This is a genomic window from Thalassovita sp. ABM4_323, from assembly GCF_056158665.1.
Window position 1 is genome coordinate 25,844 of the sequence record NZ_JBSWTS010000004.1, and the last position, 22,004, is coordinate 47,847.

The 22,004-nt window shown below is 58.4% G+C and carries 23 protein-coding genes and 1 pseudogene; 3 read left to right on the forward strand and 21 right to left on the reverse strand.

All coding sequences use genetic code 11. The features are described from left to right. Positions 1-8: 8 nt before the first annotated feature. The 5 genes from ACXADQ_RS01450 to ACXADQ_RS01470 all read right to left on the reverse strand — a co-directional run bounded on the left by ACXADQ_RS01450 (position 9) and on the right by ACXADQ_RS01470 (position 5,738). Positions 9-1,400: a hypothetical protein gene (locus tag ACXADQ_RS01450; RefSeq protein WP_040403090.1), complete on the reverse strand. Its 1,392-nt coding sequence runs from the start codon at positions 1,398-1,400 to the stop codon at positions 9-11. A 280-nt stretch (positions 1,401-1,680) separates the two neighbouring features. Continuing rightward, positions 1,681-2,385, reverse strand: coding sequence for an alpha/beta hydrolase (locus ACXADQ_RS01455; protein WP_009574125.1), 705 nt, complete (start codon positions 2,383-2,385; stop codon positions 1,681-1,683). A gap of 330 nt (positions 2,386-2,715) precedes the next feature. Further along, positions 2,716-4,038, reverse strand: coding sequence for a TRAP transporter large permease (locus ACXADQ_RS01460; RefSeq protein ID WP_009574124.1), 1,323 nt, complete (start codon positions 4,036-4,038; stop codon positions 2,716-2,718). Continuing rightward, a complete protein-coding gene (locus ACXADQ_RS01465) occupies positions 4,035-4,625 on the reverse strand; it encodes a TRAP transporter small permease (RefSeq protein ID WP_009574123.1) in 591 nt (196 codons plus the stop codon). Before ACXADQ_RS01465 ends, ACXADQ_RS01460 begins: the two co-directional genes overlap by 4 nt. A 60-nt stretch (positions 4,626-4,685) precedes the next feature. Further along, positions 4,686-5,738 (reverse strand): TRAP transporter substrate-binding protein, encoded by a 1,053-nt coding sequence (locus ACXADQ_RS01470; protein ID WP_009574122.1) that lies wholly within the window; start codon positions 5,736-5,738, stop codon positions 4,686-4,688. Between the two features lie 349 nt (positions 5,739-6,087). Between ACXADQ_RS01470 and ACXADQ_RS01475 the strand changes: the two are divergent. Both ACXADQ_RS01475 and ACXADQ_RS01480 read left to right on the forward strand, forming a co-directional pair. After that, positions 6,088-7,175 (forward strand): annotated as a pseudogene (locus tag ACXADQ_RS01475) (IS3 family transposase). A gap of 477 nt (positions 7,176-7,652) precedes the next feature. Next, the gene (locus ACXADQ_RS01480) at positions 7,653-8,447 is read left to right on the forward strand and encodes an IclR family transcriptional regulator domain-containing protein (RefSeq protein WP_009574118.1); all 795 of its coding nucleotides are present in this window, start codon (positions 7,653-7,655) and stop codon (positions 8,445-8,447) included. 840 nt (positions 8,448-9,287) lie between these two features. Here the strand turns inward: ACXADQ_RS01480 and virB11 are convergent. From virB11 to ACXADQ_RS01550, 14 genes are all read right to left on the reverse strand, one after another. Next, entirely contained in the window at positions 9,288-10,292 is a 1,005-nt protein-coding gene (gene virB11 / locus ACXADQ_RS01485) for a P-type DNA transfer ATPase VirB11 (RefSeq protein WP_009574117.1), read from the reverse strand. Beyond that, positions 10,292-11,716: a TrbI/VirB10 family protein gene (locus ACXADQ_RS01490; RefSeq protein ID WP_475314334.1), complete on the reverse strand. Its 1,425-nt coding sequence runs from the start codon at positions 11,714-11,716 to the stop codon at positions 10,292-10,294. Before ACXADQ_RS01490 ends, virB11 begins: the two co-directional genes overlap by 1 nt. A gap of 2 nt (positions 11,717-11,718) precedes the next feature. Further along, a complete protein-coding gene (locus ACXADQ_RS01495; protein ID WP_475314338.1) occupies positions 11,719-12,465 on the reverse strand; it encodes a TrbG/VirB9 family P-type conjugative transfer protein in 747 nt (248 codons plus the stop codon). A gap of 5 nt (positions 12,466-12,470) precedes the next feature. Beyond that, positions 12,471-13,151, reverse strand: coding sequence for a VirB8 family type IV secretion system protein (locus ACXADQ_RS01500; RefSeq protein ID WP_037210179.1), 681 nt, complete (start codon positions 13,149-13,151; stop codon positions 12,471-12,473). 17 nt (positions 13,152-13,168) lie between these two features. Then, positions 13,169-14,182 carry a TrbL/VirB6 family protein gene (locus ACXADQ_RS01505; RefSeq protein WP_009574113.1) on the reverse strand — a complete coding sequence of 338 codons (1,014 nt, stop codon included), beginning with the start codon at positions 14,180-14,182 and terminating at the stop codon, positions 13,169-13,171. Next, positions 14,183-14,608 carry a hypothetical protein gene (locus ACXADQ_RS01510; RefSeq protein WP_009574112.1) on the reverse strand — a complete coding sequence of 142 codons (426 nt, stop codon included), beginning with the start codon at positions 14,606-14,608 and terminating at the stop codon, positions 14,183-14,185. 8 nt (positions 14,609-14,616) lie between these two features. Continuing rightward, positions 14,617-15,384 (reverse strand): type IV secretion system protein, encoded by a 768-nt coding sequence (locus ACXADQ_RS01515; protein WP_238368163.1) that lies wholly within the window; start codon positions 15,382-15,384, stop codon positions 14,617-14,619. Further along, on the reverse strand, positions 15,381-16,493 hold the full coding sequence (locus tag ACXADQ_RS01520) for a lytic transglycosylase domain-containing protein (RefSeq protein ID WP_009574110.1): 1,113 nt from the start codon (positions 16,491-16,493) through the stop codon (positions 15,381-15,383). The genes ACXADQ_RS01515 and ACXADQ_RS01520 overlap by 4 nt, the downstream gene beginning before the upstream one ends. After that, positions 16,490-16,699, reverse strand: a complete 210-nt coding sequence (locus tag ACXADQ_RS01525; RefSeq protein ID WP_009574109.1) for a hypothetical protein — start codon at positions 16,697-16,699, stop codon at positions 16,490-16,492. Before ACXADQ_RS01525 ends, ACXADQ_RS01520 begins: the two co-directional genes overlap by 4 nt. Continuing rightward, positions 16,696-19,074 (reverse strand): VirB4 family type IV secretion/conjugal transfer ATPase, encoded by a 2,379-nt coding sequence (locus ACXADQ_RS01530; protein WP_238368162.1) that lies wholly within the window; start codon positions 19,072-19,074, stop codon positions 16,696-16,698. Before ACXADQ_RS01530 ends, ACXADQ_RS01525 begins: the two co-directional genes overlap by 4 nt. After that, positions 19,064-19,342 (reverse strand): VirB3 family type IV secretion system protein, encoded by a 279-nt coding sequence (locus ACXADQ_RS01535; RefSeq protein WP_009574107.1) that lies wholly within the window; start codon positions 19,340-19,342, stop codon positions 19,064-19,066. Before ACXADQ_RS01535 ends, ACXADQ_RS01530 begins: the two co-directional genes overlap by 11 nt. Before the next feature lie 123 nt (positions 19,343-19,465). After that, positions 19,466-19,747: a TrbC/VirB2 family protein gene (locus ACXADQ_RS01540; RefSeq protein WP_009574106.1), complete on the reverse strand. Its 282-nt coding sequence runs from the start codon at positions 19,745-19,747 to the stop codon at positions 19,466-19,468. Positions 19,748-19,763: 16 nt separating this feature from the next. Further along, positions 19,764-20,321, reverse strand: coding sequence for a lytic transglycosylase domain-containing protein (locus ACXADQ_RS01545; RefSeq protein ID WP_475314369.1), 558 nt, complete (start codon positions 20,319-20,321; stop codon positions 19,764-19,766). A 79-nt stretch (positions 20,322-20,400) separates the two neighbouring features. Next, complete coding sequence (locus ACXADQ_RS01550; protein ID WP_009574104.1) at positions 20,401-20,715, reverse strand: hypothetical protein; 315 nt, start codon at positions 20,713-20,715, stop codon at positions 20,401-20,403. 132 nt (positions 20,716-20,847) lie between these two features. Here ACXADQ_RS01550 and ACXADQ_RS01555 point away from each other — a divergent pair, with 132 nt between their 5' ends. Continuing rightward, a complete protein-coding gene (locus ACXADQ_RS01555; protein ID WP_009574103.1) occupies positions 20,848-21,426 on the forward strand; it encodes a hypothetical protein in 579 nt (192 codons plus the stop codon). On the opposite strand, the gene ACXADQ_RS01560 is transcribed toward ACXADQ_RS01555, so the two are convergent. Continuing rightward, entirely contained in the window at positions 21,420-21,620 is a 201-nt protein-coding gene (locus ACXADQ_RS01560; RefSeq protein ID WP_009574102.1) for a hypothetical protein, read from the reverse strand. The two genes, ACXADQ_RS01555 and ACXADQ_RS01560, sit on opposite strands and share 7 nt — an antisense overlap. 77 nt (positions 21,621-21,697) lie before the next feature. Next, positions 21,698-21,931 (reverse strand): helix-turn-helix domain-containing protein, encoded by a 234-nt coding sequence (locus ACXADQ_RS01565; protein WP_245897989.1) that lies wholly within the window; start codon positions 21,929-21,931, stop codon positions 21,698-21,700. Positions 21,932-22,004 lie beyond the last annotated feature (73 nt).

Sequence of the window (22,004 nt, forward strand, 5' to 3'; positions counted from 1 at the left end):
CCATTAGCTCAGGTCATCGCGCCTGCGATCAAAAGTACTATCATTATTACCAAATAATAGCACACCACAAAGCTGCCGTTCCATTTCAGCCCAACCTCATGAGCGGGCTTGCCAGTCAAGGCCACGGCGATCGCCAATGGTGATGCAAATGGAGAAATGAGCATGGTACCAGACCAGCCACACATGACAGCTATCATCAATATCAGATCGGGCACATCAATTCCTGATGAGATTATTGCACCGGTACAAACCAACGCACTTACCATCGGCGATAAACCAAGTTGGCCAGCCGCTGTCATAAGAAGAATAACAATGCATCCCACTGCGCCAGGACTAATTGAAACACTCTCAAACAGCTTTCGAAGATGATCGTCTGGTAGTATTTCAACAACAGTAAAACCAAGAAAGGCACTGGCCCCAATCAGGCAAATTTCACTGGTGGAATCCGGGAGCGCTTTGAAACCTTCGCGGGCGAGGGATGTCAGGCTATTAGAGAAGGGTTGCCTTTCAGTTAGTAGCACCCAAAGGACCGCTACTAAGGGAATAACAATTAGAATTGCCGCACGTAATGGAATTCCGATCAGCGCCTCCGAAACAGCCGATAACCCCGTGATAGAGAGAACTAATCCGAGAAGCGCGACCATCGCCAAACCAGCGCCTTCATGAGTCGGTGGCACAAATGTAGGGTGAACCGTGTTTTCCAGGCGATCAAAGATCCAACCTAGGACGAAGAATATCACAGTTAGACCGAGACCATATGGCAAATAGGAAATGTAATCGATGCTCGGCATCATTGGGATGAGCATGTTGATCGCGAGGCCCATAGGCGACCAAAGAATCGTCGCTCCGAATCCGCGGAGTACTGCATTTGTAATTCTCTGGCCCTGTACTTCTCCAATATCGTGCGTTGGCGCGAGACGGTTACGCTGCGCCAACGCAATCGTTAACAGAAGCTGGATACCACCAAGGTTCAGCAAGATGCCAAAGATATGACTTCCGCTTGCCAAAAGCGCAAACCTCCGTGAAGGTGACTGGGTGACCAGGAAGTGCGCAGCGGTGCTAACGATTTTCGAACGTGTCGCAGCCACCCGCAGAATCGCCATGACGGTCAGCAGCGCTGGAAGGTAGAGCGCGCGGCTCGCAGCAAGGGCAAGGCTTTCCACCTCGCCCCCGGCAAGAATCAATAACAACCCAGATAGGATGGCGAGTAGGAACATAATTTTGGAGTTCGATCGCACGGAATGCCAGCACAATAGAATGTGAGACACGATCAACACCATCGCAGCTCCTGCAAACAAGTGATTTTCACTTAACAAATCTGCGAGAGTGAAAACGGTTCCACCGAGCAGCAGAATGGATGAGGCTCTAGATAGCCATCTTTGGCGAGCAACCATTTGCATTGTTTTCACGTACCTCACAACAACAATTCGGAGGAAAATCTCCACCCTAGAATGTTAGCCGAATGAATTTGGCACTCCTCCAGAGCATTCACACGCTGAAAACGAAATTTGCGATTCTATAACTGATACTGACTGCCCCCACAAAAGATCGGCATCTTGCGCGGAAGCGGTAGCCCATCAATTACAGCGCTAGCCCGCAAACTGTGCCATCTATAATATGAGATTTCTGCGGTACATCTGAGCAAATCTAAATGTATGTGATGAATCGGTTTAGGGCGCCTTAAGGAGTGGATAGTACGGCAGCAAGTGTTTCATCTGGTTCGGTCAGCATTGCCAGATGACTACCTTTGACTTTAATTACATTCGCCTTGCGCGTAAGCGCCAAAGGCAGAAAACGAGTCATAGGCGAAACTATTCCCCATTTGGTGCAAAGTATATAAGACTGCGAAACTAGACCGATGTCAGGCGAAACACTAACTGGCTCAAAAAACGTACGCCAAGGCTGCAAGCACGTCCGCGGCTCTACAAATTCAAGTACTGTTGGATCGTTAACGCCGAAAGCCTTCATAGAAATGGGAGGAATTTTTTGGTCTGCGCCTCGTGCCGTATCGTACAATTCCCGCTTATCGATATCTATCATATCTACCAGCGACATACCGTTATCAGGCATAAATGCATCGAAAAATATTAGAGATCTAATTTTTTCAGGGATTCTGGAGTGCACCCCGGAGATAACCATACCTCCGTAGCTCCACCCCAATAGATCAACATTGTCTAGCCCTTCCATTTGAATGTGCGAAACTACATCCTCAATATGAAGGGTCAGATCGGCAGAATTGGAATTAGTATGACAGCGCTCACCTAGACCGGTTAGTGTTGGGGTAGTGACGATACACCCCTGCATACGCAGTCGCTCAGCCAGATCGCGCCAAACCCAGCCACCAAACCAGGCTCCCGGCACCAAAACAAAGGTACGTTTAGGCATAATTCCTCCTTTGGTATTCCAAATTCCTCGAAAACGGCTAAGGCATCGTTCGAGTCGATCATCTTTCAACTTTTCATTGCCGAAGGTCGTACGCCGCTACCTAGCAAAGTTAGGCAACGGCAGGATGCCTGAATTTTTGCGAAGTAACCTAAGCTGCTACTCAACATCGACTTCGGATTTTGTATGGAGCCCACAAAGTAATGTGGGCTCCATACTCCGGCTAACCTGTTAATCTCCGAATTTTCATTCACTTCACTGCTCTGCGAGATTAAGTGCGACTTAGGCGGAAGAAGACTAAGTTGAGAAAGGCGAAGTCTATCCCGCCAACGGTCAGTAAAGCATTCGCAAAAGCACCAATGTAATTGAGGGGAACATTACCAATATCGCAGTCCTAATCAAATCGGACAAAATGAAAGGCACGACACCTCTAAACGTAGCAGAAAGAGGCGTTTCCTTTGCCATAGAATTGATAACGAAAAGGTTCATACCGACCGGTGGTGTAATTAACCCCACCTCCACTACGATAAGAACAATGATCCCAAACCAGAGTGCAAACTCCTCAGCTCCCAGCCCATAATCAAGCGCAGAGACTATGGGGAAAAAAATTGGGATCGTAAGTAAAATCATAGACAGAGAATCCATGACGCACCCCAAAACTAAGTAGACCAACAGAATCAAGACCAAGACTGCCCACGGGTTCAGCCCTAGCTCTACTACCCAATTCGCAAGTTCGACAGGAACTTGGCTCAAAGCTAAAAAGCCATTGTAGATACTTGCACCAAAAACGATGAAGAAAATCATGGCTGTTGCGGATGCTGTTGACAGCAGACACGACACAAGTGTCTTCCAAGTTAGCCCGCCATTGATCAAAGCCAGAAGACCAGTTCCTGCGGCACCAACGGCAGCTCCCTCGGTCGGTGTAAACCAACCGGAGTAGATTCCTCCTACTACTGCAAGAAAAATCACTACTACCGGCCAAACCTCAATCAGCGATCGAAATCTTTCTGAATAGGGAGCTCTCTCCCTCGATCCGGCAGTTTCGGGGAATAGTCTAACATAGATTGAAATTGCGATCATATATCCTAAAGCAGCGAGGAGCCCAGGAATAAACGCCACAACAAATAGCTTTGCAATATTCTGTTCCGTCAGAATGGCATAGATAACAAGAACAAACGACGGAGGAATCAAAATCCCAAGCGTCCCGCCGGCGGCCAGAGTGCCTGTAGCCAATTGTCCAGAATACCCGTGCCGGCGCAGTTCCGGTAGAGCGACCTGGCTCATTGTAGCAGCCGTGGCCAAGGAAGAACCACAAATCGAACCGAAACCAGCGCAAGCGCCAATAGCGGCCATAGCAACGCCGCCTCTTTTGTGCCCTACCCATTTTTCGGCTGAGTTAAACAGCGCCTGCGACATTCCGCCCAAAGTTGCAAACTGGCCCATAAGCAAGAACAACGGCACGATAGACAGCGAATAGCTTGAAAATGTTGAGTAAGTCTCATTTTTCATTTTCGACAAGATGGGCAACCAACTGTCAGTGACTAGATACGAGCCGAGCACTCCGGCAACCAACATCGACAGACCGATGGGAATGCGGAGAAAGATTAGGACAAGAAGGGCAGGAAACGACCAAATTCCTATTTCAAGAACACTCAATGGACCGCTCCCGAGCCAGAAATGATGTTGGTCTTGGTTGAAGCCTCTACGGCTCTTGCGAATACAAGATATGCCGCAACGACACACGCGAGAACCAAAACAATGAAACAAGCCAAGTAGGGCCACCAAACAGGCATCTCGAGGATAAAAGTTGTATCGCCATATTCGAATTTATTTGCCATTCCGTCCCACAGTTTCCAAGTCATCACAGCCAGCGCCATCGCCATCAGCGCTTCAGAAATCAGATTGATCCAACGATTTACATCAATGGGAAGCATATTCGTAAAAAGATCGACGGTCGCATGTCCTCGCTGCATTTGGCACCAAGGAAGAAACGCACATACAGCTATTGCTACACCAGCCTCAACCAATTCAAAGTCACCTTTGATTGGACCTAGGCCTAGGCCAATCATTGCCCGACCCGCAATAGACGCACATGTCAAAATGGTGATGCCAATCAATACAAGACCACCAAATATTGCCGCAGCTTTTGATAGCTGCTCAAAGAACCTATATGTCGCCAATTCTGGCCCTCCCAACAGGAATTTTATTTTTAGCGCCGCGCTCAATGCATGGAACCGTTTCATTCATCGCTTCAAGGGCCAGGCACTTCGACGCACCTGACCCCTAGATATTTTTTTCGCGCTTTATTTTTGCTCAGCAGAATACTTCGCTATGAGCTTTTCTGCCTCTTCAATCAAAGCGGAGCCGTCAAAACCACGCTCGTCCATGTCAGCAGCCCATTTGTCGTAGACAGGTTGCGCAGCATCTCTCCAGATCTTTGACTGTTCTTCATCCAGAACTACGATACTGTTCCCCATCTCTCGAGCAATTTCGCGGCTTGGTGACGCGTAGGCTTCTTGAGTAACTCCAGCCCAGGCAGAGAATTCAAAGCCCGAATTGTCGTCGATCACTTTCTTCAAATCGTCAGGAAGACCATCATAGGTTGCATTATTCATGGCGAACACAAACGTGGCAGTGTAGAGAGCGTTTCCTGTGAACTCCGTGTGATTGTGTACAAGTTCTGGAACTTTCAAACTTAGAACTACCTCCCAAGGTAAAGTCGCTGCATCAATCACGCCCTTCGACAAAGATTCAGGAACGGCCGGAACTGGCATTCCTACCGGCGTTGCGCCCAGTTCTTCGAGAAGCATGTTGACCGTGCGAGACGCACCGCGAATCTTCATCCCCCTCAGATCTTCCAAGTTCACGATGGGCTTGGACGAATGAAAGGATCCCGGTCCATGAGTCCAAACGCCCAGGACATGCATATCCTTAAACTCTTCGTCCTTCATTTCGTTTTCGAACATCTCGTAGAAGGCGCGAGATCCAACTTCGGCGTTCGGGAGAATGAAGGGTAATTCAAAAACTTCGGTGCGCGGGAAACGACCAGGGGTATAGCCGATTACAGTCCAAATGATATCAACTGCGCCGTCTGTGACTTGCTCGATCAATTCAGGAGGCCTGCCTCCGAGTTGCATTGAAGGATACCGTTCAATTTTGATGCGGCCGCCGGAATCGCGCTCCACATTGTCGGCCCATACGTCCAAGACATTCTTGGGCACGTGAGCCTGGGCAGGCAAAAACTGATGTAGTTTCAGAGTAAACTCTTGTGCCGTCGCGACGGTGCCGACTGTCAACGTCCCAACTACTCCCACAAAAGCTGCAAATACAGCTTTCTTTAGCGAAATCTTCCTCATGCGTCCTCCACGGTTTTTTCGCACCAAGCACCCAGTCCTTTATTTGGGCAACTTTAGTCCCCTCCGTACGTTCGATAAGCGAACGACGTTCTATTAGCGAACCATATTGACTGGAGCCGCGCTTGTCAACGCTCCGCGTGGGGCAAGAGCGAGCCTTAATGAAGACCTGGTTCAAGTGTGGTTGCATTGCCCTGGGTTCTAACAGTCGTCGATATTCACTCATGCTTCTGTCCGGCACTGGATCTGAGTGAGGTGGTCCCTGAAAACCGGACACACTGCTAAGCTTGCCGCCAACGATGACGAGGAAGAACAGCGTGGCTGACAAACGAAAGCCGAGTTTAAGGCGAAGGTGGCGCTCGAGGCCATCCGTGGCGAGCTGACGGTCGCCGAGCTGGTGGCAAAGCATGGCGTGCATCAGACCTTGATCGACACCTGGAAGCGGCAGGCGCTCGAGGGCATGTCCGGGATTTTCTCGGGCAAAGCCGAGGCGAAGGCCGCCGAGAAGGACGGCGAGATCGAGAAGTTGCACGCCAAAATCGGCCAGCTCGTTGTGGAACGGGATTTTTTAGCGAAAGCCTCCGGGCGGTGAGCATGGCCCGGAGGCGAGAGATGATCGATCCGTGGCACCTCGTGCTGTCGATCACCCGGCAATGCGCTCTGGTCAGGATCAGCCGGTCGGCATGGTATGGCCCGGGCAGGACGGAGACGCCGCTGAACCTGGCGCTGATGAAGTTGATCGATGCCCAGTTCATGGAGACGCCGTTCTATGGCAGCCGTCAGATGGCAAGGCACCTGCGTAAGCAGGGCTATTGCGTCGGACGCAAGCGCGTCCGGCGGCTGATGGCGCGGATGGGCCTGCGGGCCGTCTACCAGAAGCCAAAGACGACGGTGCCGCATCCGGAGCACCGCAAGTATCCGTATCTGCTCAGGGACCTGGTGATCACACGCCCCAACCACGTCTGGTGTGCCGATATAACTTAAATCCCGATGCGGCGCGGCTTTCTCTATCTGGTCGCGATCATGGACTGGGGCACGCGCAGGGTTCTGTCCTGGCGGTTGTCGAACACGATGGATACCGAGTTCTGCATCGAGGCGCTGGAGGATGCGCTCAGGCTGCATGGCAGGCCCGAGATCTTCAACACGGACCAGGGCAGCCAGTTCACCAGTCCGCGCTTCACGCAGATCCTGCACGACGCGACGGTGAAAGTCTCCATGGACGGCCGAGGTCGTTGGATGGACAACGTCATGATCGAACGGCTATGGCGGTCATTGAAGTACGAATGCGTCTATCTGAACGCATTCGAAACCGGGTCGGCAGCCCGGACAGGCATCGGCAAGTGGATCGACTTCTACAACACCGAGCGCCCGCATTCCGCGCTCGGCGGCAGAACACCGGTCGAGGCCCATCAGGGCCCTGACCTCCAGGCGGCGGCATGATCAACAGGCAAGCTTAGCAGCGCCGCAAAACTGTCCGGGAAATAGGGACCATCTCACCCCCCACTGGTTCAAGAGCCTTGCAGATGCAGGTAAAATGCTGGAGAATTGGCGTAGACACTAAAGCGACGACAGACTGCATTGCGAAATCGGATGCAACGCCCCGAACTTATTGCACTTTCCCGACGGCGCAACCAGCCCATCATCGCGAACAAACCCCGAAAACTCCAGCCTCGGGTGGTCCAGAGTTGGCGTGCAGAGCAACGGCTACATTGCTCTTGGCATGCCCTTCACTGGAGTCATATGATAAGTCCTTACGGGGAAGAGTAACCTCGGCGATCAACCAATTGGTGCAATCGAACTGTGCCTATGAACAAAAATAGAGATCAGCATCAACCGGTAATCAATGGGTTTCTTACTTTAGCCCCGCATTCGGAATAGTGGTTTGATCACACCAAAACAGCAGGTAAACAATTTCCAATGACAGATGGCGCAAACTTTAAGAAGCCTGCACCTTCGAAAGCTCGCGCCCCAGAAGGCATGGCAGGCTTGGCCAAAGGCTTAACAATTATCGAGGCTTTCGGGTCGAATCACGAGCACCTCACAGTCGCCAGTGCAGCAGAGTTGGCGGGTCTGTCACGGGCGAGCGCTAGGCGCTGCCTGCTCACACTTGCTGATGCTGGATACCTCTTTCGACAGGGGTCCAAATATAGACCAACTCCAAGAATGCTTCGCCTCGGCGCAGCCTACTATGAGTCAGCCTCATTGCCCCAATTGGCGGAGGCACATCTTGAGGCTGCTCGGGACGAATTGAACGAATCAATTTCGCTAGCAATTTTCGAGGAAGGTTACGCGGTATTTGTCGCTCGTGCTGAAGCTGAAAGAATAGTTTCCAGCCTCGCCAAATTAGGTGGACGTCTGCCAGCATACGCTTCCGCCACAGGGCGCGTCCTCTTAGCGGCACAGTCAAATGAAATTCTAACCAAATACTTGAACAAAAATAAGCTCCAAAAGCTTACGCCAGTAACAATAACTAATAAAGATCAGCTTTCCGAGAGAATCAAAAAGGTCAAGAACGTTGGCTTCGAAATCACCGTCAATGAACTTGAAGAGGGAATGGTCTCTATGGCTGTACCAGTTCTAGACAACCAAGGAAACGTAGTCGCAGCTATGAGCATGAGCGCCTCCAGCGCGAGGATCAGCACGCAAAAGTTACAGGAAGAGTACCTACCAACTCTGCAAATGCACGCCAGTAGACTTTCTCAGTCACTCTAACAGGAAACTAAGCAACTCTTTACAAGAACCGAGATGCCCCTAGTTTTCTATACACCTGCTTAGTTCAGGTCTGCTGCTTGATGTCGAAATCAATGGGCGGCAGTATTCCGTTGCTCGTGTGCGGTCGTTTTAGTTCATGAAATACTTGATGTTGTCTAACATGTAACGACTTGCTTCATCGCGTGTTTGATATACTCGTCGCCTGATCCGCTCTCGTCTCAAAGATTGGAAAAAACTCTCGACCACTATGTTGTAATAGCTGTTTCCAGGTCGGCTCATGCGCGGGTCTAGGCGGCGCTGGTACAAGAACGTCTGTCACTTCCGGCTTGTGAATTGCGGGCCTTGCTCCGAGCCTACCGAGGCTTCACCGTTTGGCTTACACCGCTATACGGCCATCAATAGAGCCTGCAGAGCCAGTTCAGTGTTCTTTCACACACAACAGGCGTCCCAGCGAACCACACGGCGTGAGAACAGGTCATTGACGACGCACATGTACAGCAAGCCTTCATAAGTCATGATCTAGGTAATATCGGTAACCCAAAGCTAATCGGGTTGAGGTGCGTACCGCCACCCAAACGTCGCGAGGTCTCAATTCCCGAATACCCGCACTGTAATCTGATGCATCGCATCCCGCTTAAACTTGTGCTGAAACTTTTGGTCCCAATGTCGCCTACCTTGCCTTAAAATTTGGCTGCGAAGCCTCTAGTAATCTAAAGGCTCCTCAATTCGTCCTTTCAAATCGTGAACCTTTTCAGGCAATACACCTTAACAACTCTTACTAATGTTCCTAAATTACGGGAACACCTGTGCCTGTCATAGACGAAATAGGGTATTTTCGCTCTACGCTCGCTCTGTCGGAACGTCTCGCGATCCAGGCAGATAGAACTCCGTAATCCCCCGCCTCCCCTCGACCCGCCCGAGCTGGACGATTACATCGATGGACTTCCGGATATATTCCCGCACCTCGGCAAAGGTCAGCGGCGTCCCAGCCTGCAGCACCATGATCGCCAACCGGTCGATGGCGAGCTCTGCGGTTTCCGCGTGGATGGTGGAAACCGATCCGCCATGGCCCGTGTTGATCGCTTCGAGATAGGTCAGGGCCTCGGCGCCGCGCAGCTCGCCAACGATGATGCGGTCGGGGCGCATGCGGAGGGAGGCTTGAAGGAGGGCGTTGGCGCTGCGTTGCGACCCGGCACCGCGGTCGGCCAGGAGGGCGACGGTGTTGGGTTGGCCGGGGAAGAGCTCGAAGGCGTCCTCGATGGTGATCAGCCGCTCGTGCTCGCTCACATGGGTCAGGAGGTGCCGAGCAAAGGTTGTCTTGCCGGTCGAGGTGCCGCCGCTGATCAGGACGTTGAGCCGTGCCTCGACCAGGGTCTGTAGGGCAGCCTCGAGGTTCTCTTCGGCAAGACTGGCAATGTTCTTCATCTTCTCGGCGCGGAGCGCGTCGAGCGAGACGGCTTTGCCGAAGAGATAGGTGGGCGCGTAGTCCCGGACGTTGCCCGCGGCGAAGAGACGGATGGTGATCGAGGCCCCGCGATCGATGGCGGGCGGCACGGCGACCTGGACCCGGAGGGGCCGGCCTGCATATTCCACCTTGCCGGACACGAGCGGGTTCTTTTCAGAGACGCGGGCCTTGGCGTCGCCGACGATGGTCTGGGCCATGTTGAGGGCTGTGGTGCGATCCACGGTCTGACCTTCGTGGCGCATGGTGGCGTCGCCTGCGACCTCGAGCCAGACCTTGCCGTCCGGATTGATAGCGATTTCGACAACGTCGTCGCGCTTCAGGAGGTCGCGGAACGGGTCGAGATAGCGTTCGAGGTATGAGGCTGGTGATGCCTGCTCCATCAGTAAATCACCACATCCCGGTCCACGAGCACGGTGACCGAGGCCCCCTGATCGACATAGATCGTCGGTGCGATCGAAACCTGGTCGGCAATGACCGATCCGACGGCATCCTGAAGGTCGCTGCCGACATCGCCAAGGACGATGCTTGTGGTTTCGTTGTTAGCACTCTCCGCCGCCACGGCCGGTGCCGCCCCGATCACGGAAATCAGCGCCGCACCGCCGAAGCGCTCGGCGAACTTGGTGTCGACGAGGCCAGTAAGCCCCGAGCGACCGAGTTGATCTCCGCCCACGGCGGCGATTTCCATCGAGGTGCCGTCCGGGGTGAGGACGCGGGTCCAGAGGATCAGGATGCGCTTCTGGTGCATGTCGATCCCGGAGCGGTATTGGCCAAAAAGGCGGGAGCCCCGGGGGATCAGGATCCGGTCCCCGGAAAACGCCGGGACCGGCTCGGAGACGACCGCGACAACGGAGCCCGGCAGATCGCTGTTGATAGCGGTCTGGAGCGCCGCCTGGATGACGGACCCTTGGGTCAGGGTGCGTTCAGGATGGTTGAGGCGGGCGGCCTCCTGCACCTCGAGCGGTCGCGCACTCTGCAGGAACTGCTCGTTGCCCGAGAGGACCGGCCCGCCAGTGCCAGCGGCCGCCGGATCGGCCACCGCCGCACCACTTTGGCCACCACGTGGACCATCGGCGTAGACCACGGCGGGGGATTTGATCTGCGCGGTCAGAAGCTCCTCGGCGACCCGTTCGGCCTCGCGCTGGCGTTGTTCCTCTTCCTGTCGGCGGCGTTCTTCGAGAAGGCGCTGATCGGCGATCAACCCTTCGCGGTCCAGCTCGGCCTCGAGGCCCTCGCGCTGCGCCCGTTCGGCATCGAGCATGGCCTGAAGACCTTCGATGCGGGTCTCTGTCTGGCGTTGGAGGTTTGCCAGCTCTGCTTCCTTCTCAGCGATAAGCGCTTCCAAGGCAGCCTTCTGTTCATCGAAGGCCTCGCGCAGATCCGCAACAGCGGATTGGATTTCCGAGTTGCGCGCGGCCTGGCTGGCGGCAAGGGCCTCGCGGAGTTTGGCGATCTCGGCCAGCACCTCGGCACTCGGTTCAGGTGCCGGCGCCGCAGGCACTTCCAGCGCTTCCTCGACGGCGATCAGCGCGTCATTGACCCGCTGCTCTGTCTCGTCGGGTGGAAACTCCAGCCGCCCGCCGGTGCCGGGGCGGCGGTCCTGGAAGGTCTCGACATCGGAGGTCTCCAGCGCGCTGTCACCTTCCTGCAGGCCGGTGGCCAGGAAATACGCGACCCCGGCGCCGCCGAGGGCGAGGGCGGCGGCGAGCGCGCCAACCCCGAGGCTGTTGCCGCGGCGCTTGGACTTGCCGCGTTGGCTGAACTGATCGAGGCGGTCCTGCAGGTCGGGAGGGGGTTGATCGGCCATGGTCAGTTGCTCACATAGATGGCGCTTTCGTCGCGCCAGGCGCAGATCGCCTCGTCTCCGATGCGCAGTGTCCAGTATGTGTTCACCCCGAGCACCCGGACCGTGTTGCCTTGCTGGGTCCAGTTCACCGTGCGTTCGCGGCCCTGGTCGTCTGCCTTGAAGATCGCGGGCTGGCGACCGTTCTCCGGGAAGACGAAATACGTGTAGCGCCCGTCGTCATAGATATGGCTGGGGCGGAAGTCGCCCTCGCCGGAGACGCGGTAGTTGTAGTTCCTTGGCGCCTCAAATCCCTTGGGCTGGGTGGAACCCGCCGCACGGCGCTCCTCGTCGGGGTAGCGGAAGCGGACCTCGAAGAACATGCCGGTGCGGTTCGGTATCGAGCCTTCGCGGAGATGGAAGGAATAGGTACGGCGGTTGGTGATCACCGTCATGTTGGTGGAGGCATTGGCCACATGCGGTTTGATCGTGAGCACATTGCCAAGCTCGGGGATCGGATCGACCTGGAAGCTTTCGGTGTCGCCGACAATCACCGCCTCGAACCTCTCCCCGGCCCCGAAATGGATCGTGGTCGAATGCCGAAGATCCGTCTCGATCTGGTAGACCTGGTTTTCGTTATAGACGGCGGTGCGGATGCGGATGTCGAGCGGGCCGCCTTGCGGGGTGGCCTCTGCAAAGGCGGCAACGGGAAGGGCAAGCGCCAGAAAAAGCGTGGTGCGAAGCGTGGTGAGGAGCGCGGGCAGGGATTTCATGGGGGTCAGTTCTCCAGGGTCTCGGCATCGACGCGGTAGGAGGTCACCACGAAGCCCAAGGGGTTGGCCCAGACGTCCTGAAGGCGCTGGCGGGTTTCGGGTTGGAAGTCGTAGCCGACGGTGGCGACGTAGGACCGGGTCACGGTGCGGGTGTCGCGGGGACGGCGCAGCGTGCGGGTGAAGCGGACCTGGGCCACGCCGCGCTCGATCTGGTTCACCGACTTGATCACCACCTCGATCTTGGCGTCCCGGCCGTAGACCGTGATCGGGTAGTCTTCGTTGGTGGAGGACCAGAGATCACGCAGCGTGCGGGCGGCATCGCCGTCGGAGCGGTCGAGCACCGAGTTGATGCGCTGCTCGCCGTCGGTCAGGTCATAGGTCTCTCGATCGTCGACATAGGCCACGAGATTGGCCTGGATAATGGCGTCGCTCTCGGAAAGGGTCAGCGCCTGGACGGCGGCGACCCGGTCCATTTCGCCGGTTTCCTTGTCCACGACGACCACGAAGGTCTCTGTCGTTTTGAGCGGAAAGAGGCTCGCGCCCGCGACCATGCCGGCGACGCCGACCAGCACGCCGGCCGCCGCGACGAACCAGGCGAAACGCTCACGCCGTCTTGGCCCGTAGATGAAATCCGCCTCGAAAGCGTCGCGATCGGGCGCGGGGGAACTGGTCACAAGCTTCTTCAAGTCAATCGTCTTTCACATCAGGGTTTGCGGAAGGCCTTGGCGGCGGAGAGAAGCGCGCCGGGGCTTTGCCGGATCATCTCGCCGGTCTTCACCACACCCGCGTTCGCCATCTGGTTCAGCTCATGGGGAGACTTGCCGGTGACGAGGCGCGAGGTTGCGCCCGTGCCGTACTGGCGTGTGTTTACAAAGCCCTGACGTGCAAGCCCGGTCAGGCCCACGGCATTGGACGCAATGCCCACGACGCCTGTGAGGTTGGAGGCGATGTAGGGGACCGAGGCCATGATCCCGGCGCTGAGGATCAGGATCACGAGGAAGGGCAGGATGAGGCTGACGGTTTCGACGTCACCGGGATCGGCGGAGGCGTCCCCGATGGCCTCGGCGATCGCCACGATGATGCCCGCGGCCCCGGCGGCCGCGACCGGCATGAGCGCATAGCCGATGGTGGCGCGGGTCCAGGCCTCGAAGAGGGACTGGGTCGGCTTGAAGAGCGAGGTCACGATCATGAAGGGGGCGATGACGATCATCAGCGCGAAGACGATGCGGGCGAAGGCGATGATCCCGGCGGTGACGGCGGCAAAGACGGCTGAAAGGACGAAGAAGATTGCGCCCAAGACTGCGCCGAAGACCCAGCCCGCGCGGTCGCCGATCGTATCGCCATAGGCGGTGATGCGGGCAACCATGTTGTCGAGGCTTTCATAGACCCCGGCCTCGTCGCCCGAGCCGGTGAGCGCCAGGATCGAGGCACCGACGGAGTCCGGAACCCGCGTGACGATGTCATAGATGACGCTGAAATTGTCCCAGCTTTGCGCGAATATCCCCACCAGTGCCACCTTCATCCCGAAGGCAAAGCCGGTGCCGAAGGGCAGGGGGCGGAGTTGCATGACCGCATTGATCCCGAGGAGCACGACAAGGAGTGCGGCCCCGGCGGAGATCACGTCGCCGACGGCACCCGCCGAGGAGACAAAGCCGTCCTGCGCCACGGTATCCACCGCGGCGTCGACCTGGCTCAGGATGTCGCGAATAACGCCCATCTACTCGGCACAGGCCTCCACGACTTGCGCCTCGAGCGCATCGGCCTGAGCGTAGAGATCGAGTACCTTGAAAGGCAGGCGCGGATTGTCCGAGGTCTGGAACCGGGGCAGGGCGTCAAGCGCCTGATCCCAGGTGAACTGATCCAGCAGGCAGGTGCAGGTTTCCGAGGCGAGGGCTTCTTCAGCAACAAGGATGCGCAGGATCGCGCGGTAGCCGTTGCGCAGATAGGCGGTCTCGGCCAGATCGGCGGGCGGTTTTGGAATGCGGCAATTGTCCTCTGCTTCCCGCGCGATGGCCATCGAGCTGAAGGGTGTGTCACCGGATGGCTGCGTGGTCGGGGTTTGGGCCAACGCAACACTGGGTGTGGCACTCACGACAAGTGCTGCGAGACCAAGAGACCGGATTGGCGCCAACCTGCGGGTCATGGACATTCTCATGGATCCACCGCCATCGAGCGGAACTTGCGCTCATCCGCGAGGGTTGCGGCATCGACGACGCCGAGCTGGCCGGCGCTCACGCCTTGCGCTGCTTCCAGCCGCCAGATCTGGGTTAGAATGATGCCGAGCTCGGCGGTGACACGAGTGTTCAGATCGACGGCGGCTTTCAGCCCGTCCTGATCGTCGATGAGCCCGACCATTGTCTCGAGCCGTTCGAGGCTGTGGCCTGCCTCTTCATGGCTTTCTTGCGCTGCGACCGACAGCATGGCACTGGCCCCGGCTGAGGTGGCGATGCGGTTGTCGGCGGGCTGGTCGGAGCCTGAGAGCGTGCTCAGGCGCTCCGAGGTGAAGCCACTGCCCGACAGCACCCGTTCGACCGAGGCCGACAGTTCCGCGCCGGGATTGAAGCCGCTCAGGAAATCGCCGCTCGCCAGCGATTGCGCGGTATTGAGCGGGGCCACCAGTTTGCCACGCAGCGCGCGGAATTCTTCGACCGTGGCGAAGAGTTCTCCGAGCCCACTGCTTTCAATGAGCGAGGTCAGTTGCGCCTCGAGGTTCGTCAGCTGCGACAGCTGGGTTTCCAGTTCCAGCCGCATGGTCGCGAGCTGCTGCATCTGGACATTCAGGTCCTCGGCCATGTGCTCGAGCTGGGCCACGAACTGCTGCAATGCCGAGCCGTCAAAGGTTGGGACGCCTTGGGCAGCAGCGGGCGAAGCGAGCCCGAGTGTTGTGACCGCCGCGGCGGTCAGGAGAAGGTGTCTCATTCGGGAACTCCCATCTGCATGAAGTCGCGCTCGGCCAGCCGGTCGGCCACGAGGTGCTGCGCATAGGCCGCCTCGCGCTGCTGGTTGGCGGCCATCAGCCGGACGCGGAGGTTGAGGATGCGGCCGATCTCGGCCTTGGCGTAGGTGTTGAGTTCCCAAGCCGCCTTGGCATTGGGCTGCGCATCGATCTGCAAGATGATCGCGCGCAACCGGTTGATGACCTGTTCGGTGGTGGCGGAGCTGTCGGCGGCGTAATAGACGCCGGCCTCGGAGATGCTGGCATATTCGGCGAGCGCAAAGTCTGAAGGTGAGAGCGTGCCAAGCACATCGGCACCGCCCACCACGGCGAGATACTCGTTGTAGAACTTCGAGATATTGCGCACGTAGCCTTGCGTTTCGGCAAAGGGTGGCACGCCGCCATATTCGATGACCCGGCCCGGGCCTGCGTTATAGGCTGCAAGCGCGTGCGGGATATTGCCGAACCGATTGAGCTGGGTGGTGATATAACGTGCGCCGCCGCGCAGGTTGTCTTTCACGTCATAGCGGTCGACTCCAAGATCGGAGGCGGTGCCGGGCATGAGCTGGGTCAAGCCATAGGCCCCGACCGGGCTTTCGGCGGCGACGTTGAAGCGGCTTTCCTGTTTGATCAGGGCCTGGAAGAGGCAGCGCCACTGGGTGGCCGAGAGCCCGGCACGGGCCACACCGGGGGCGCCTGCGAATTCGCCCGCGACCTCGACGATCATCATCTCGACGGTCTCACGGCCTTCGCCGAAGAGGCGGCTGTTCATCGGGCTCGGATCGGTGTTCGGATAGACCGCCGCCACCCCGAAATCCGCATTGCCCTCGAGCGCGCGGATATCGAAACCGGGACCGGTGATCGCTGCCGTCATCTCTTCGAGAACGCGCAACTGGTCGGCCTGGACATCGGCGAGCGTGGACTCGGTCCGATCCTTGTCCTGCTGGACGCCCAGATCTTCGACCAGCGCCGTCACCCGCGCGATGGCGCGACCGATCGCGGAATTGTCCTGTGTCGGCACTCCCTGGGCATGTGCGGGCAGGGCGCCGAGGCCAAGGCAAAGCCCGGCGGATATGATCGCGGCGCGGCTCATTCCGGACGGGGCAGGGGCTCGAAGGTGCAGTCGGGTTTGGCCGTCTCCTGAGCCGGTGCGCCCATGGTCGAGAAGGAAAGCGCGGACCGCGTCACCTGCGGCTCGCCATTGCGTCCGAAGCAGGGCGAGGTTTTCTCGGTGTATTTCTCGCAAGCCGACAGCAGGCTTGCGGCGGCGCAAAGCACGAGGAGAGGTTTCAAACTCATATCACATGTCTCCAGAAATCGGGATTGGCGCGCCAATCGGCGGGCACACGCGCCTCGCCTGTGGCGCCGCCGCCAAGGATGGGAAGGAGGTTGCCCAAGGCGGAGAGGTCGGCGTCGACGAAGACGCTGTCGCCCGCCGAGCGGACAAGGGCGATGCGCTGGCCAATGGTGGGCTGGACGAGGAGCGCGGCCTCCTTGGCGTTCACGCGCAGGAAATCGTAATCGGAGACAGCAGCACGATCGTTCGGGAAGAGGATCTGCGTCGGCACCGTCTCGACGATGGTTTTGCCGACGCGGCTGTCGCGCAGTTGGCTCGGATATTGCGTCATCATGATCACGACGCAGTTCATCTTGCGAAGCGTAACCAGCCAGTTTTCCAGCCGCGCCCCGAAATAGGTATCGTCCAAGAGCTTCCAGGCCTCGTCGAGCACGATGATGGTGGGGCGGCGATCCTCGACCACGCGTTCGATCTGGCGGAAGATGTAGGAGAGCACCGCCATGCGCTCGGTGGTCATGTCGAGGATCTCGGTCATATCAAACCCAACGATGTCGCCCGTGAGCTTGAGGCCTGCGCCGCGCTCGGGCTCGTCAAAGACCCAGCCATAGCGCCCACCTGGCGCCCATTCGGCGACGCGGGATTGCAACTCGCCGTCGTCATCGAGCGACTTGAACAGGGTCTCGAAACTGACAAAGCGCTGCAAGGTCGCGCCCGCATCGGCGTTCTGGCCGACGGCGCTCTGGATATGGCGAGATTGCTCGCCCGAGAGGGTTCCATTGCGTGTGAGAAGGGTCGCGAGCCAGTCCGAGAGCCAGGCTCGGCCGCGCTCGTCGGTCTCCGTAGCGAGTGGGTTGAGCCCCGTGGGCACCCCGGCACGGATTTCGTTGTAGCGTCCACCAAGGGCGCGGACGGCCATCTCAAGCCCGCGATCCTTATCGAAGAAAAAGAGCCGCGCGCCGACCCGCTGCGCTTGTGCTGCGAGGAAAGCAGTGGTCAGTGTCTTGCCGGTGCCAGTGCGCCCCAGCACAAGGGTATGGCCAACGGTCGGTTCCTTGCCAGGGCTGCCCGCCTCGTGGAAATTGAACCGATAGCCCGAGGTGCCAACCGTCGGCAGGACCGAGATGGTCTGGCCCCAGGGTGACTGGTCCGGCCCACGCCCCTCGACGCTGCCGTGCAGGGCCGCGAAATCCGCGAAGTTGATCGAGGAAATCGGCGTCTTCCGCGCCCGGTAGCCGAAATTGCCGGGCGACTGCGCAAAATACGTGGCTTTCAGCGCCATGTTCTCGCGCACGATCACCGACATGATCTCCTGGCCAACGCGTTTGATCTGGGCGGCGGCGCGTTCGAGCGTATCGCGGTCCGGGGCGTAGACCGCGATGGAGAGGTGATGGTCGCCAAAGGCGATGCGGCCCGCTTCCTGGTCGTCGGCTGCTTGCCCGAGCTGTTCGCGCAAGGAGACGGCCGCATCGTCGGAGGCGTGCATCTGGCGGATGATGCGCTGGATGCGTTCGGCCATGATGTTGTTCGGGATCGGGCTGAAGGAGTTCGTCAGCACGATGTCGAGCGGCAGGTCGAGCGCGTCGAGCAGCGTGACGTCGGTCAGCGCCGGATAGGACTTCATTGAGAAGAGCGCGCCGTATTTGACCTGACCGGTCACGACGTCGGTCAGGGTGACGACATCGCCATCAAAGGTCGCGCGACAGTTGCTCAGGGTATGCGAGAGGGGCAGGGCGCTCTGCCCGAAGGCGATGGGGGAGAAGCTGCCTGCGTTCAGCGTATTGAGATAGCCCAGCCATTCACCGTCCGACTTCGTGAGCCTGACTGGATTGGCCGAGGCAAGCGCCACCTCGAAGAAGCCCATGACCTCGGTCAGCTCCTGCAGGCGTGTCGCGCGATCCTTGACCCAGGCCTTGCGGGCCAGAGCGCGCAGAAGCGGGATGCGCGCGGAGATGTCCGGGCGCCGGATGACGCTGAGATAGAGCTGGCGCTTGGCGGGGCGGAGGTCTTTGACATGGGCCCGCCAGCGCGCGTCGATCGCGGCTGCGAAACTGTCTCCCTCGATGGGGCGCATCCCGAGATCCTGCGGCACGGAGATCCGGTGGATGTAGAAACCGAAGGCGTTGCCGGTCTGGGCGACGATGGCGGCGACCGCGCGCTTCAGCGCATCAAGCCGGGCGTCTTCGCTAGTCATCGGGTTCAGACCATCAAGGCGCAGGGTCGCCAAGAGGTCGCCCTCGCGCAGCACCATCACATCGTCATCCGCGAGCGCGAAATACGGCAAGTGCTCCGCGAGATAGCTCTCCCGCGCGAACTCCGCGCCGCCCGCTTTAAGGAGAACAGTTCCGTGAGTGGAAAGTGTGCCCGCATCAAGCGCCAAAGCTGTCGCCTCCGTGCAGGGCCCGGTTCTTCGTCGGGCGCACTGATCCAAAGGAGACGCGCAGCACTTCGAAGAAATGCGGCTCACGGTCGGCGACGAACCAGAGGATCGGATAGGCGACAAGGCCGATCAGGAAAAACACCATCGACTTGGTCCAGATGAACGGCAGAACGACCCCGGTCGCCAGCACCACCAGGTATCCGACAGGGAGACCCAGATACTTGGGCGGTCGGGCGAGGCCCAGAAAGAGGGGGGATCGTTCTGCCAACTAGATGCTTTCCCGCTTAGCTGAAATGAAGAATCCGTAGGACGTCTCGAGGCAGCGTTTGCAGTGCAAACGCGTTCGAGACGACCGGAGGATGCGAGTGTGCGGAAAAGTCATCGGCCAACCTCAGGAGAAGCCGTCGACGATGGTGCCGGCCGAGAAGATCAGCACGATCCCGATGATGACCGAGGCGAACCAGCCCCAGTTCAGCCGCCCCATCATGCACATGAAGCCGGTGCCGATGACCGCGAGCGTGGCGACCGCGATCCCGATCGGACCCGTCAGCGCGGCCTCGACGGTTTCCAGCATGGTCTGGATAGGCGACAAGTCCTGCGCGAGAGCGGGCGTTGCGAAAGCCGCCAGGGTTGTGGCGGCAGGCAAGAGGCGGCTGAGGCGATGTCTGAGCATGCGAAGTTCCCTTATTTTACTGAAGATCGATGAGGACCGGAGCGCGCGCAGGCACCCGGGCAGCGACGCGGATGTTCGGCGCGGAAACAGGTGTACCCGCGAGTTGGGACCGGATCCGGTGGATGCGCGCGATGTAGTCGCGGGTCTCGGTGAAAGGCGGGACACCGGAATATTCGACCACCCGGTGCGGTCCGGAATTGTAAGCTGCCAGCGCCAGGTCGATGTCTTTGAACGTGGCGAGCTGCGCGAGCAGATAGCGCGCCGCGCCGTCGAGGTTCTGCGAGGGATCGCGCGGATCGACTCCGAGGGCACGTGCCGTGTCCGGCATCAGCTGGCCAAGACCATAGGCACCCTTGGGGCTCACGGCAGTCGGATTGTAGCTGCTTTCAGCTTCGACCAGGGCGTGGAACAGGACCTGCCAGTCGTCGGCACCCAGACCAACCTGGCGCAGGGCACGGTTCCCTTGGTGGCGGTCAGCAGTCGTCCGGATCAGGAAGAGGATGTCGTCGCGACCGGACAGCGGCGCGGTGTCCAATGAGGCCAGAATGACTTCGGCTTCAGAGCGATCATCCAACCCCGCCCATACAGGCCGCTCGCCATGAAAGGTCCAGCCGGATGTCCGGGCTGTCCCGTCGCGGCCGAAGGCGATGACGTCAGCCGCGCTCCTCGAGGGTGATGCTGTACTCAGGACCAAAGCGCAGATCGCGCCCGTCACCGAACTCGAGATGATGTTTGAAGAGCCCCGGCCATATGTTGAAATACCGCGGCTCTGGCCCGTGCGGGGTGATCCGGGTCGAGACCAGAATGGCTTCCGGCTCGCCCTCGCGCAGGTAGATGCACTGGTAGCGCGGCTTGCCATCGTCCGTGAACCCCACGAGTTCATACCGGCAGCGGTACGCGATGCCCTTCTCGGACAAGTCTTTGACACCATCGATGGTGATCAGGATCTGGTTGCGCGCTATCGGCATGTTCGGACTCTCCCCACGAGAGCCCTTCTACTTCACGACACTAAGGCCATAAAGTCATATGGAGTCAATACGCCATATTGCATAAAATTACATATTGAGCGATAGTCTGCTCAACTTTTGCGGGAGAGCGACATGAAGCGACAGGCGATGGCAGCTGTGATGGGGGCGATGGCGGTGTTCGGAGCCCCTGAGAAGGCGCAGGCCTATGACATCGATTGCGCCATCATGCTTTGTATGGCGGGTGGTTTCCCCCCGAGCGCCGTTTGTGCTCGCGCCTATCGCACCATGATCCGCCGTATCACGCCCTGGCCGAGCCTTCCGCCCTTCGGGGTCTGCACCTTTGCCCATGTGCCGGTCGAGTTGGGCGGGCCCGGCGGCGAGGGTGAGCTAGATACCAATCTGCCGGAATACGAATGGCTGAACCGGACCCATGTGATCTGGTTCACCGGACGCTCCTACGAGCCGCGCGACGAGCCGCGTCAGTGGGACTGGTCGATCCGTTCCTGCGATCGCGAAAACCGGACCTGCCGCTACATCCAGCGGGTCTACGGTTCCCACACGCCCTGGCCCGCGACATTCATCTCGGAAAGCGGTCAGGAGATCGCCTACCCAAGCGGTGGCGGTCTTTGGCACTTCTATTCCCGCAGCATCATGGTCGAGTACGGCGACTACGAGAGCAACATGGGCCACTCGGAGTGGTTTTCTTACTGATCTGAGCTATCACTGGGCTTCAGGGAAATTGGGCGTAGCTCGGCCAGACAAGCATCAAAGCGTTCCGGATCGACATGCCAGTGGCGGCTCACCGAGCCATCATTCCAACGGTAATCGGTGAACAGGTGGATCTCCTGCTCCCCGTCGTTCAGAAACCCTTCCTGGAAAGGCCAGCCTGTCTTTCTCTTCGCCATGTACCCGCGCCACTCGTACCGTTCTTGCAGTTATGTCCCTCGCGTTGGGGGACTGGATCAAAGCCTAAGGAAACGGACTAGCGCTTCGCGAAGAGTACTTCGGGGTCGACATTGAGCGCCCGGGCGATGCGTTCGAGAAGGTCGAGGGAGGCCGCGAACTTGGCGTTCTCGACCTTGCCCATATGGCCGCGACTCACATTGGCCCGATGAGCAAGCTCCTCCTGGCTGAGGCCGCGGGCGCGTCTCAAGTCTTGAATGTTCAGTGCAACACGGTCCCGCAAGTTCATGCCCGTGAAACGGACACGTTGCACGAAATATCACCACGCGAAATACGTTACATTCAGAGGTGTAGAGTAGAAATCTTAGAGCGGCGCGAGATCGCCG